Annotated in this window: 11 protein-coding genes; 9 read left to right on the top strand and 2 right to left on the bottom strand. The window is 59.7% G+C overall.

Translation table 11 applies throughout. The annotated features are described in order from the left end of the window. The first annotated feature begins 93 nt into the window (after nt 1-93). The 9 genes from AAIH70_RS03960 (at nt 94) to AAIH70_RS03920 (ending at nt 9,672) form a co-directional block, all read left to right on the top strand. Nucleotides 94-663, top strand: a complete 570-nt coding sequence (locus AAIH70_RS03960) for a hypothetical protein (RefSeq protein ID WP_132272868.1) — start codon at nt 94-96, stop codon at nt 661-663. 202 nt (nt 664-865) lie between these two features. Further along, nucleotides 866-2,332 carry an MDR family MFS transporter gene (locus tag AAIH70_RS03955; RefSeq protein WP_132272869.1) on the top strand — a complete coding sequence of 489 codons (1,467 nt, stop codon included), beginning with the start codon at nt 866-868 and terminating at the stop codon, nt 2,330-2,332. Nucleotides 2,333-2,435: 103 nt separating this feature from the next. Then, the gene (locus tag AAIH70_RS03950) at nt 2,436-2,912 is read left to right on the top strand and encodes a hypothetical protein (protein ID WP_132272870.1); all 477 of its coding nucleotides are present in this window, start codon (nt 2,436-2,438) and stop codon (nt 2,910-2,912) included. Between the two features lie 134 nt (nt 2,913-3,046). After that, complete coding sequence (locus AAIH70_RS03945) at nt 3,047-3,631, top strand: TetR/AcrR family transcriptional regulator (RefSeq protein WP_132272871.1); 585 nt, start codon at nt 3,047-3,049, stop codon at nt 3,629-3,631. Between the two features lie 177 nt (nt 3,632-3,808). Next, on the top strand, nt 3,809-4,294 hold the full coding sequence (locus tag AAIH70_RS03940; protein WP_132273681.1) for a hypothetical protein: 486 nt from the start codon (nt 3,809-3,811) through the stop codon (nt 4,292-4,294). A 253-nt stretch (nt 4,295-4,547) separates the two neighbouring features. Beyond that, entirely contained in the window at nt 4,548-5,390 is an 843-nt protein-coding gene (locus AAIH70_RS03935) for a hypothetical protein (protein WP_132272872.1), read from the top strand. 164 nt (nt 5,391-5,554) lie between these two features. Then, nucleotides 5,555-6,712 (top strand): acyltransferase family protein, encoded by a 1,158-nt coding sequence (locus AAIH70_RS03930; protein ID WP_132272873.1) that lies wholly within the window; start codon nt 5,555-5,557, stop codon nt 6,710-6,712. A 212-nt stretch (nt 6,713-6,924) separates the two neighbouring features. After that, complete coding sequence (locus AAIH70_RS03925) at nt 6,925-8,706, top strand: acyl-CoA dehydrogenase (protein WP_132272874.1); 1,782 nt, start codon at nt 6,925-6,927, stop codon at nt 8,704-8,706. 210 nt (nt 8,707-8,916) lie between these two features. Beyond that, nucleotides 8,917-9,672, top strand: coding sequence for a crotonase/enoyl-CoA hydratase family protein (locus tag AAIH70_RS03920; RefSeq protein ID WP_132272875.1), 756 nt, complete (start codon nt 8,917-8,919; stop codon nt 9,670-9,672). 227 nt (nt 9,673-9,899) lie between these two features. On the opposite strand, the gene AAIH70_RS03915 is transcribed toward AAIH70_RS03920, so the two are convergent. Further along, nucleotides 9,900-11,144 (bottom strand): class I SAM-dependent RNA methyltransferase, encoded by a 1,245-nt coding sequence (locus AAIH70_RS03915; RefSeq protein WP_132272876.1) that lies wholly within the window; start codon nt 11,142-11,144, stop codon nt 9,900-9,902. Then, a complete protein-coding gene (locus AAIH70_RS03910) occupies nt 11,141-11,977 on the bottom strand; it encodes a TlyA family RNA methyltransferase (protein ID WP_132272877.1) in 837 nt (278 codons plus the stop codon). Before AAIH70_RS03910 ends, AAIH70_RS03915 begins: the two co-directional genes overlap by 4 nt. Between the last annotated feature and the right edge of the window lie 245 nt (nt 11,978-12,222).

The following is a 12,222-nucleotide window of genomic DNA, read 5'->3' as shown; positions in this document are numbered from 1 at the left end:
ATGAGGGTAGGGCATCGCAAAACTTTGGTTCGCATGCCGCAACCGGTTCAAAAACCGGCCTTGCGGATATCTGCATTTCGAGTGGGGCATCAATTGAGCATTTCCAACATCTTTCTGAAGGTCGCGATCGTTGTCGCCGGCCTGACGCTGCTGGCCGGTTGCCAGACGCGTGATCCGCGTCTCGTTGAGGCGCTGAACGGCGCAAATGTCACGTCCGTCCGCGTCGAGGCGACGCCGGATGTCCGGACCGGCCTGCCGATGCTGAACGGCATCACGCCGGAAGCGCAGGCAGCCATGATCGTGCACGCACTGGAAGCGGATGCCAGCGCCAAGCTGAAGGGCCTGCCGGGCGGGCCAAAGGCGGCGCGTCTGGTCATCACCCTGCAGGAGGCGGATCTCGCGTCTTCGCCGGGCCGCGTGCTGCGTGGCAGTGACAGTTTCATCACCGGCACCGTGCGGCTGGAAAACGTGGCCGATGGATCGATCATCGCCCAGAACCCGCGCATCGTCGGTTCCGACCATGGTGTGAAGGGCAGCGGCAATGTCGGCTTCTTCGTGGCCATGGCCATCAATGCCGTTGCCACGAAGGATCAGAATGCGCTGGCCCAGAAACTGGCGGCATCCTTCACGCTCGAAACCCGCAAGTGGCTGACCGGGAAATAACCGGTAACAGCGGCGGCGCGGCCAAATGGTTGCGCCGCCAATACATGACATGCAAATAATCTGCCGGGCAGAGCCGATAAGCGGCTTGCCCGACTTGACGTTTGCCTTTTCCCGTTCCTAGATCGCTGTCGCACTGACGGCCTGCTGACCGCCGAATTTTACTCCATTGGCGCCATCTCTTTCCGCGCTCCGGATCCCGAAAATGACACAGAAGAGCTCCCATCGCGGGCTCATCGTCGCCGCCGTCATGGCCTCCATGGCGATGATTTCGATCGAGGCGACGATCGTCTCCACAGCCATGCCGCAGATTGCAGCCCAGCTCGGCCAGCTCAATCTCTACAGCTGGGTGTTTTCATCCTTCCTGCTGACCCAGACCGCCACCACCGTCGTGTTCGGAAAACTCTCCGATATCTATGGCCGCAAGCCGGTGCTGCTGTTCGGCATCGTGGTGTTCCTGCTGTCGTCCATCCTGTGCGGTCTCGCATGGTCGATGCCGTCGATGATCGCCTTTCGCCTGCTGCAGGGCATCGGCGCCGGCGCGGTGCAGCCGGTGGCAATGACGATTGTCGGCGATCTGTTTCCGGGCAAACAGCGCGGCAAGGTGCAGGGCTATCTGGCCAGCGTCTGGGCAATTTCGGCCGTGGTGGGTCCGCTGCTCGGCAGCGTCATCATCCATAACCTGCCATGGGCCTGGGTGTTCTGGATCAACATTCCGGTCGGCATCATCGCGATCGCCGGTTTCGTTTTCTTCCTGCATGAGGAAAAGCAGACGCAGCGGGTGTCCGTCGATGTGCTGGGTGCCGTGCTGTTTGCCATATCGATCTCGGCGCTGATGCTGGCGCTGACCGAAATGGAAGGCACGACACCGGCCTATACAATCATCGCCGTCATCGTCTTCGTCGTCAGCCTTGTCGCCTTCCTCTGGCAGGAAAAGCGCGCGCAGGCACCGATGGTGGCGCCCGACCTGTGGCTGCAGCGGCCGATCGCCATTTCCAATCTCGCCGTGTTCTTCGCGGCCATGGCCATCATGGGCCTGACCACGTTCCTGCCCATGTATGTGCAGACGGTGCTCAACCGTTCGCCGCTGGTGGCCGGTTTTGCGCTCACCATGCTGCTGGTCGGCTGGCCCTGCGGCGCCACGTTTGCGTCGCGCATGTTTCCACGCTTTGGCCTGCGGCCGATCATGCTGGTCGCCAGCCTGCTGATCCCGGTCGGCGCCTTCCTTCTGGTGCTGCTGACACCGGCAAGCACGGCCATTCAGGCCGGCATCGGTTCGCTGCTGATGGGTATCGGCATGGGCCTTCTGAACATTTGTGCGCTCGTGATTACTCAGGAAAGCGTCGGCTGGTCGCAGCGCGGCAGCGCCACCGCATCCAACGTGTTTTCGCGCAATCTCGGCAGCACGCTCGGCGCCTCCATTCTCGGCGCGGTGCTGAGCTACGGCCTTGCCCACACGGCCGGCGGCGGCGTCATCACCCAGGAGGAGCTGCGCGGCCTGCTGGACGGCACGGGTGCGGCGATGGCCAGCAGTGATGCGGTGCGCATGTCGCTGCAATCGGCGCTGCACATGACCTTCCTAACGATGTTCGCCATCACCGCCATCATCATTCCGGTCTGCCTGTTCGTGCCGAAACGCATGACGCATGGCCAGGAACAGGTACAGGCGTAGCCGGTGGCAAAGACGGAAGGCGCGCGCTGAGGCGAAGGCTTGGCGGTGAGGCCAAAAGTTTATAATTTGCGCCCCGCAACGCAGTCATGCCGAAGGAAGACAGATGGCCGAAGAGCTCGATGACGACATCAACGCCCGCATCGAAGCGCTGGCGGCCGAGGCTGATGCGTTGGCCGAAACCGAGGATTTCGAGGCCGCACTCGACAAATACTGGGATGCGTTCGAACTTCTGCCCGAGCCGAAAACACAGTGGCAGCAGGGCACATGGCTTTTATCGGCGATCGGCGAGGCCAATTTCTTCCAGGGCGATTTCGCTGCCGGCCGCGAAAACCTCTCCATGGCCATGCATTACCCGGATGCGATCGGCAACCCGTTCCTGCATCTGCGGCTCGGCCAATGCCAGTTCGAACTCGACAATCTTGACCGCGCTGCCGATGAGCTGATGCGCGCCTATATGGCCGAGGGTGCGGAGATTTTTGCCGAGGAAGACCCAAAATATCTGGCGTTTCTGTCCACGCGGGCCAAGGGCGTCGATGTGCCGGGGGAGGCGAAGAAAAAGCCGTTCTGGAAGGTTTGGTGACGGGGGAGGATGCGTATCGGCATTGCGCCCATGATGATCATGAATCGGTCCAATAGCATGACATGACACCAGCGTCTGCCAACCCATGAGTTCTGTATATTGACAATCTACCTACCAGAAGGTAGGTGTTGGGTATGAGCAATCTTGTGTCGACCTACGATCATATCCTCGCCTGCGCGCAAAAGCTTATCGTGTCCGGCGGTTATAACGGTTTCAGCTATGCGGATATTTCCGATATCGTCGGCATCCGCAAAGCGAGCATTCACCACCATTTTCCGAGCAAGGTCGATCTGGTTCAGACACTGGTCAGCCGATACCGCCAGAATGCCGAAACCGGCATTGCCGGCATCGAGCAGAATATGGCCGATCCGCTGGAGCAACTGCACACCTTTACCAACCATTGGGCGCAATGCATCACCGATGGCAGCCGGCCCTTTTGCGTCTGCGCACTGTTGGCAAGCGAGCTGCCGCTCTTGCCGCCCGAAATAGGCCTCGAGGTCAAGGCGTATTTCCAGCTTCTCTCTGCGTGGCTGACGCGAGCATTTGACAGTGCCGCAAGACAAGGTGCCATCCATCTTTCGCGCTCGCCCGAGGTCGAGGCGGAACTGTTCATGGCCACCGTCCACGGAGCCATGCTGTCGGCACGCGCTTATGGAGATGCGAGCAAATTTTCGATGATCACCTCTGCCGCATTTGACCAGATGAAAGTGAAACACTGAGGCCTGCCACAGGCCACCACCGGCCTTCATGGCGAATAGGCCTGAGTTAAAACGACTGCGCCATAAAAGCCTACCAACTAGAAGGGTGGGTGACTGATGGTGACACATGCACGAACATATTCACGTCAGCGGAATTGCCATGGCGCAGACCCCGAAATCAGATCGAAAGGAACTGACATGTTTGGAATAACAACGCTCGGCTGGCTCCACACGCTGGGCAGCCTTCCTGCAATACCTGCTGCGGCCTACATGATTTTCCGGTTCGGACGCATCAAACCGGACAGTTTTGCCGGTCGTATCTATTTCATCTGCATGCTGATCGGCAGCCTCACGATTTTTCTCGTTGCCAAGGCACCGGTCAGTCCTGCCATAGCGGTTGTCACCCTTCTGTGTCTCATCGGTGGATATACAGTGCATCGGTTCACGTTTCTCGGGCGCCTGCAAAAGTATATCGAGACTTTGCTTCTCAGCCTCACCGTCTTTCTGCTCATGGTTCCCTCTGTTTCGGAAACCCTGCGACGCGTGCCTGATGGCCACCCGATTGCAGCCAATCCGGATTCAGCCATTTTGAAACTTGCTCTGGGAACAGTGGCTGCGATGTTTGTTCTGGGCCTTGTCACGCAGTTCTTCTATCTGGCGAGGTACGCCGGCAGGCGAGGTTGAAATAGCCGTGTGAGCGAGTTCGCCGGGACTTTTCCAGCCTCAGGGCAGGTCGTGTTACCAGCCTGCCCTCGACCCCTTTTGTGATGCGAACCGCCCGCATATGGTTTCATCGAAAGCGCCCGTTGCCAAAAAATCCGCCGATGATCCATGTTCGCCAGATGGCCTCGAAACAAATCCGTGCCGTTTGGGCAACCTATCCTTCACATATTGGCTTTTACAAATTGCAGGCCGATAAATTTTATGAGGTAACAGGTTGTTTCAAGTCAAACGGGCGGGCGTTCTGGCCGCAATTCTGGTCGGTTCTCTCTTCTTTTTGCCGCCATTCAACGGATGGCCGGGCAAGGGCAAGGAGTTTCTGGTCGACCTGTTCGATGACAGGCCTGAGCAGACCGTGCTTTTTCTCGGCAACAGCCGGACCTTTTATCACGACATGCCGCATATGGTGCGCCTGATTGCCGAATCAGCCGGTTATCCGAAAAATCTGCATATCGAAATGGAGGCAAAGCCCGGCATCAGTCTGGGTGATCATCTGAAAAATCCGCAGACCCGCGCCCTGATCGCCCAGCGCTGGGATGACGTCGTGTTACAGGTTCTCAGCAGCGAGCAATACAGTGCGCAGACCGCCGGTGACGCATGGGAGGTCGCCGCCGGCCTTGTCCGGGACATCAAGGCCAATGGCGCCAGACCGGCCATGTTCGTGACCTGGCGTTACACAGACCAATGCACCGCCAATGCGGGCATGCCGCCATCGGCCGCGGGCCTGTCACCAGCCGGTTATCCCGGTATGCACCTCAATATCCAGCAGCAGCACGCCCGGCTTGCCGCCCTGACCGGCGTGGATCTGGTCAATGTCGGTCTGGTCTGGGAGGCGCTTCAAAGCCAGCCCATAGGCTTTCCCCTTTACGACGACTGCAACCACCCCTCGATCCATGGCAGCTATCTTTCGGCGCTGATGTTCTATGCCTACTTTTCCGGGGGCGACGTTTTGGACGTTACCTTCAGACCTGTGGGTATTTCTCCCGAAGATGCCGAGATGCTTCGTATGGCTGTTTCCCGCTATCTCAAGGACAGAGGTGAAGCAAAGACACCGACCTGAATTTATTGTTCAGGATCAGATTTGCGAAAACGCTATTCGCGCATCGCTTTCACAATTCAATAAATGGCGATTTGCATCGATTGCTCTATTCCTCCTGATTGCTTCAATACATCCTTAACTGACGGTATGGTTGTATTTTTACCGGATTGGGAGTGGGGTGCACGATGGCGAACAGGCCGGCCGGGCGACGGTACGATATCGATGCGTTGCGCGTTTTCAGCTTCGGAACTGTCATCATTTACCATACGAGCCTGCTGTTCGGCAGCAAGGGCATAGGCCAGCCCTCCGACCAACTTGGCCGGTTGATGGATCTTATTGCCATAGGATCTCATCCCTGGCGGATGAGCCTACTGTTTTTTATTTCCGGCCTGGTGACAGCGTCACTTCTCACCAAAAAGTCTGTCGAAGAAATCCGCAGATCGCGCACGCGACAATTGTTGCCGCCGTTTCTGTTTGGCGTCGTCATGATTGTACCGCCACAGATTTATTTCGCCAATCGGTATGCTAACCCCGACTTGTCCTACTGGCAGTTTCTAAAAAGCTACATGCAGTCCGGACTAACACTCGAACACATGTGGTTTCTGGCGTATCTCTGGATCTATGTGTTTGTCTGGTCGATCACATTTTCACGATTTGAACGCCATTGGGGAAAAATATCCTCGGCTTTCGTCTCTTCACTGACAGGCGCAAAGCTGTTTCTCGTACCGGTCGCATTCCTTTCGGCTCTCAGGGTTTTTCTCTACCCCGTCTTTGGAGAGACCCTGGTCATCACCAGCGATGTTTACGCGCATGTCATGTATTTCTCGATGTTCATGGCCGGTGTGCTCCTTTGCAACGAATCGCGCTTCTGGCAGGAGATCGATCGGAGACGGTGGGTCAGCCTCTGGCTTTCCGTCATCTCTTTTCTGGCCATCGCAATCCTCGCCATGACCTTGCCGCGAGGACAATGGCCGGAACTGCTTGTCGTTGCTGCCCGTGTCGTCAGGTCGATCATGCAATGGACTGCCATTCTTGCCTTGCTGGCATTCACCGGCAGAATGGTTCGCGGCCCCAACCGCATTGTGACCTATCTCAACAAGTCAATCATGACCTATTACGTCATGCACCAGACGATCATCATCATCGCGGCCTATTACTTCGCGAAATTGGGCATGCTCAATGTATGGTCATTTTTTCCGATCGTCATCATTACGGTCGTCGTCTGCTTCCTCGTCGCCGAGGCGAAAAAGTTGGTCTCCGTCTATTTTGCCGCTTTTATATTGAAGTTGTCCGTGTTTAGAAAAGCAGCGCCAAAATCGCCCTCTCCAGAGGCTGCCGGATAAGCGTACCACTTGCCGAGGTGCATTAGTCACGGGGCAGGAGAATTGCCTAATGCCGCAATGCGCCGCCACATCTCTTCCACAAGCTAACCTTCCGCCGGTTTTCCGCACCATCCCCACATTGACATCCGCTTTGACGTTTACGTAAAATGCATGTCGGGAGTGGATGCGCGACGGCTTCGGCTGCGGGCGTGTCCGACAGAGGAGATATTTGCATGTACAAGGCACCGGTCGAAGAGATCGCCTTCACGCTCAATCATGTCGCCGGCCTTGGGGCCGCCGTGGAAGAGGGCAGGCTGGGAGATCTGAGCGGCGATCTCGTCGAGGCGATCCTTTCCGAGGCAGGCCGTTTTGCCGGTGAGGAGATCGCACCGCTGGGCGAGAGTGGTGACCGCGAAGGCGCGCGGTTTGTCGATGGCGCCGTCATCACGCCCAAAGGCTGGCCGGCGCTTTACAAGGCCTGGTGCGAAGGCGGCTGGAACGGCCTGACCGGGCCGGAAGCGTTTGGCGGACAGGCGCTGCCGCATATGCTCAATGTCGCCGCACTCGAAATGTGGAACGCCGCTTCCATGGCGTTTGCGCTCGCGCCGACGCTCACCATGGGCGCCATCGAGGCCGTGTCGAAACATGGCAGCGATGAGCTGAAGCAAAAATTTCTGGAAAAGATGGTGTCAGGCGAGTGGACCGGCACGATGAACCTCACCGAGCCGCATGCCGGCTCAGACCTCGGCGTGCTCAAAAGCCGGGCGGAGCGGGCGGGTGACGGTGCTTACCGTATTTTTGGCCAGAAGATCTTTATCACCTGGGGCGAACACGACGCCGCCGACAATATCATTCATCTCGTGCTCGCCCGCCTGCCGGATGCGCCGGCCGGCACGCGTGGCATCTCGCTGTTTCTGGTGCCAAAATTTCTGGTGGGTGCGGATGGTGCGCCGGGTGAACGTAATGATGTGTTCTGCCATTCGATTGAGCACAAGCTCGGCATTCACGGCTCGCCCACCTGCACGATGATTTTTGGCGATGGCAAGTTTGGCGCCGAAAAGGGCGCGCTCGGTTATCTGGTCGGCGAGGAGAACAAGGGCCTGGCCTGCATGTTCACGATGATGAACAATGCCCGCCTTGCCGTCGGCATCCAGGGCGTGGCGATCGCCGAAGCCGCCACCCAGAAGGCGGTGGCCTATGCGAAGGAGCGCGGCCAAGGGAAAGCGCCGGGCTGGACGGGTTCGGGCATGTCGCCCATCATCGAACATCCCGATATCGCCCGCACGCTGCTGACCATGAAGGCGCTGACCCAAGGGTCGCGCGCCATATGTTACGCCTGCGCCCACGCCATCGATTTTTCGCACGCAACCGAGGGTGAGGAAGCGAAACACTGGGCGGAACGCGCAGCACTTCTGACGCCGATCGCCAAATCCTTCTCCACCGATGCCGGTGTCGATGTCGCCTCGATGGGCATTCAGGTGCATGGCGGCATGGGTTTCATCGAGGAGACGGGGGCGGCCCGTTACCTGCGCGATGCCCGCATTGCGCCGATCTACGAGGGCACCAACGGCATTCAGGCGATCGACCTCGTCACCCGCAAACTGCCCTTGTCCGAAGGTGGTGCGGTGCGCAGGTTGATCGCGGAACTGAAAGCGGTGGCAGACAAACTGGCGGCGTCCAATGATGCGGCTTTCGGCACGTCAGCGGATCGTCTGTCGGCGGCGATCGCCGATCTCGAGGCCGCGACCGACTGGCTGCTGGAGGCGCTGGCCGGTGGTCAGCAGGCCGAGGCGCTGGCCGGTGCGACACCCTATCAGCGGCTGTTTGGCCTGACATTGACCGGCGCCTATCTCGCCACCGGCGCGCTGGCGGTGGCCGGTGATGGCGACGGGGAAAAACGTGTGGCGCTTTGCCGGTTTGCGGCGGAAAACCTTTTGGCCGAGACGGCGGCGTTAAAGGATGCCGTGGTGTCGGGGGCAGCGAGCTTGCAGGCGGCGAGGGTGGTTCTGGGGTAGGGGGCTTGCCACATCATCTTCTCCCCAGCGGGGAGAAGTGCCGGAGCGTCAGCGAGGCGATGAGGGGGCGACACGGCAAGGCTTTGCAATCTGGCTTCGCTCCCCCTCATCCGACCCTTCGGGCCACCTTCTCCCCGAGGGGAGAAGATAGTGGGAGCCAGCTGCTCCATTCATGCCACAACACAAAACAACCCGGAGGAGGAACCGCCCATGACAGACCATATCCTGATCGAACGGCCGCAAACGGCTCCCGGTGTCCTCGTCATCCGCTTCAACCGGCCGGACAAGAAAAACGCCATCACCTCAGCCATGTACCAGACGATGACGGCGGCGCTCACCGAAGCAAACGCCGACCCCAATATCCGTGCCATCGCCTTTCTCGGTAGCGAAAATTGTTTTTCCGCCGGCAACGACATGGGTGATTTTCTCAGCTACGCCATGTCCTGCTCCAGGGAGCCACCGGCCGCCGCCATTTTCATCAAGGCGCTCGCACTTTGCGAAAAGCCGATGGTCTCGGGCGTCGATGGCCTGGCGATCGGCATCGGCACCACGCTCAACCTGCATTGCGACCTGACCATCGCCTCCGATCGCAGCCTGTTCAAGACGCCGTTCGTCGATCTGGCGCTGGTGCCGGAAGCCGCTTCCAGTCTGCTGGCGCCCAAAATCATGGGCCATCAACGCGCCTTTGCCATGCTCGCCGCCGGTGAAGGTTTTGGTGCCGATGCCGCGCTTGCCGCCGGTCTGGTGTGGAAAGTGGTCGTGCCGGGTGCGGTGGAGGCCGAAACGTTGAAGCTCGCCACATCGCTGGCCGCAAAACCACCGCAGGCGCTGAAAATTGCCCGCGAGCTGGTGCGTGGGCCGCGTGACGAGGTGCTGGCAAGGATCGACGAGGAGCTCGTGCATTTCACCGCGCAATTGAAAAGCCCCGAGGCGCGCGCGGCGTTTGAGGCTTTCATGAAGCGGTGAGATTGTCGCATAAGGATTATAAGACGGCGCGCCCAGCCGATCTCCCCCCATGTGGGGGAGATGTCCGGCAGGACAGAGGGGGGTATCTGCCGCAAATACCGCTTTCGATCCATTTTCCGAACCGTTGTACACCCCCCTCTGTCACCTTCGGTGACATCTCCCCCACAAGGGGGGAGATCGAAGGGAGCAAGCCGCGCCGTCTCGTCGCCAAAATGCAACAGCCAGCGTTACTTCACCAGCAGCGCCACCGTCTCCACATGCGTCGACCACAAAAACTGGTCGATCGGCGTCACCGACTTGATGCGGTAACCGGCATCCACCAGAATGCGCAGATCACGGGCCAGTGTCAGCGGATTGCAGCTGACGGCGGCAATCGTCTTTACATTGGCGCGCACCAGTTCCTTCATCTGGGCTTCCGCCCCCGCGCGCGGCGGGTCGAACACGACGGCATCATAATGCTTCAGTTCGAACGGGATCATCGGCCGGCGGAACAGGTCGCGCCGTTCCACCGTCACCGGCTTCAGCCCTTGAGTCTGCCGCGCTGCCAGATCCAGCGCCTTGACCGCCTTTTCGTCACCTTCGACCGCATGCACCTTGGTGGTCTTTGCGATCCGGAAGGTAAACGTGCCGGCCCCGGCAAACAGGTCGAGCACCTTTTTCGACTTGCCGACATGTTTGGCAACGATCTCCGACATCACCTCTTCGGCGGTCTTGGTGGCCTGCACGAAAGCGCCCGGCGGCGGTGAAACGCGCACGCCGGCAAATTCGATGATCGGCTTGATCGGCTCGATGAGGATTTCGCCATTGACGGAAACGCGGGCAATGCCCTTCAGCGTCAGCACGGTTTCGATCACCGCGCGGCGCTGCTTGTCTTCCATCTTCTTCAAACCCTCGGCGGCGATATCCAGCCCCATCAGGGTTTCGAGAACGGAGATGCGAAACGTCTCGGCGCCGATGGCAAGCGCGCGGCCGATTGTGCGGATCGTCTCCAGCCGCGCCACGATGCCGGGCGCGGCGATGGGACATTCGACAATCGAGACGATGTGATGCGTCTCTTCGCGGTTGAAGCCGAGCAGAAATTCCTTTTCCGTATTGCGGGCGGAAAACACCGTGCGGCGACGCTCACCGGGCTTGGCCGGAATGGTATCCGCCACCTCGGGCGTCAAGCCCTTGGATTTCAGCGCATCGACCACCAGCTGGCGCTTGAAGGCGAGATAGGGCGTTTCCGCCAGATGCTGCAGCGAACAGCCGCCGCAGGCATCGCTGTCCGGGCCGAAATGGCGGCAGACCGGCTCGATACGGTCCGGCGAGGGCGCGCCGGTGGACATGACGGTGCCGTGGTCGCCATTGCGGGCGATCGCCAGCGTCTCACCCGGCAGCGCATAGGGCACATAGACCGGACCGTCCTCGCCATTGGCGATGCCGTGGCCTTGAGCGCCGAGGCGATTGATGGTGACGGTGACCGTGCTCATTCGTCACTGTCCTCATCATCCATATCGTCGGCGTCGCGGTCTTCGTCGTCCTTTTCGCTACGCTGATACGGCTCGGCATCTTCGGGCTTCTTGCCGGCCAGCAGAAATTCCTTGTTGCCGTCGCCGCCATCGATGGGCGAGGGGATGAGGCCGAGGCTTTCCCAACCCATGTCTTCCACCAGCCAGCGCTGCAGTTCGGCGGCCACATCCGGTGCCGTTTCCGGCTCCTTCAAAAGGCCCGCCTTGCTGATCGCCTCGCGGCCCGCCTCGAACTGCGGCTTGACCAGCAGCACGCAGAGCGCACCGGGTTCGGCCTGTTCCAGCGCCGGCGCCAAAGCCAGTTTCAGCGAGATGAACGAGACATCGGACACGATGAAGGTGATCGGCCGGTCTTCGTAATCGTCCGGCTCGAGATAACGGGCGTTGAGGCCTTCGATATTGGTGACGCGCTCGTCATCCAGAAGACGCTGGTGCATCTGCCCGTGGCCGACATCGATGGAGGTCACATGTTCTGCGCCGCGCATCACCAGCACTTCGGTAAAGCCGCCGGTGGAGGCGCCGATATCGAGGCAGTCATGGCCGGTCGGATCGAGCTGGAAATGATCGAGTGCCGCCACAAGTTTCAGCGCCGCGCGGGACACGTAATCCTGCGCCGGGTCATTGATGGTGACGGTGACGTCGGGCTTGAAGGTCAGGCTCGGCTTGGTGACGGTGCGGCCGTTGACGGTCACGGTGCCACGGCTGATCGCATCGCGCGCGCGGGCGCGGCTGGCCACGAGGTTGAGCGAGACCAGAAGCTGGTCGAGACGTTGGGGTTCGGTGGATTTGGACATCGCCTGTCAATGACGTTTGTCGGGCATTTGCGCAAGTCATAGATAGCAACACGGCCATGACAAATGTTCAGAGCTGCTCATTGTTAAATGGAATCGGTTCTGTTGGCTCAAACGGTTCCGGATGGTCGCATGGCTGGCGCGTGTCGTAGCCAAAGCATACGGCCAAGCCGGCCATGCGATCAGACGGCCCGTTTCAGCCAACCCGTAAGGGCCGGGCATCTTTCCGCCAGGATCAGCGGCGATCG

This window comes from Neorhizobium sp. BT27B (genome assembly GCF_050455485.1).
Lineage (GTDB): Bacteria > Pseudomonadota > Alphaproteobacteria > Rhizobiales > Rhizobiaceae > Neorhizobium.
Note: the sequence above shows the minus strand (reverse complement) of the source record. Positions and strands in the feature narration are given on the sequence as shown.

What these genes read in the sequence shown, in the direction of transcription:
- AAIH70_RS03955 (WP_132272869.1), top strand. Translation starts at nt 866, where the DNA reads ATGACACAGAAGAGCTCCCATCGCGGGCTCATCGTCGCCGCCGTCATG.
- AAIH70_RS03950 (WP_132272870.1), top strand. Translation starts at nt 2,436, where the DNA reads ATGGCCGAAGAGCTCGATGACGACATCAACGCCCGCATCGAAGCGCTG.
- AAIH70_RS03945 (WP_132272871.1), top strand. Translation starts at nt 3,047, where the DNA reads ATGAGCAATCTTGTGTCGACCTACGATCATATCCTCGCCTGCGCGCAA.
- AAIH70_RS03940 (WP_132273681.1), top strand. Translation starts at nt 3,809, where the DNA reads ATGTTTGGAATAACAACGCTCGGCTGGCTCCACACGCTGGGCAGCCTT.
- AAIH70_RS03930 (WP_132272873.1), top strand. Translation starts at nt 5,555, where the DNA reads ATGGCGAACAGGCCGGCCGGGCGACGGTACGATATCGATGCGTTGCGC.
- AAIH70_RS03925 (WP_132272874.1), top strand. Translation starts at nt 6,925, where the DNA reads ATGTACAAGGCACCGGTCGAAGAGATCGCCTTCACGCTCAATCATGTC.
- AAIH70_RS03920 (WP_132272875.1), top strand. Translation starts at nt 8,917, where the DNA reads ATGACAGACCATATCCTGATCGAACGGCCGCAAACGGCTCCCGGTGTC.
- AAIH70_RS03915 (WP_132272876.1), bottom strand. Translation starts at nt 11,144, where the DNA reads ATGAGCACGGTCACCGTCACCATCAATCGCCTCGGCGCTCAAGGCCAC.
- AAIH70_RS03910 (WP_132272877.1), bottom strand. Translation starts at nt 11,977, where the DNA reads ATGTCCAAATCCACCGAACCCCAACGTCTCGACCAGCTTCTGGTCTCG.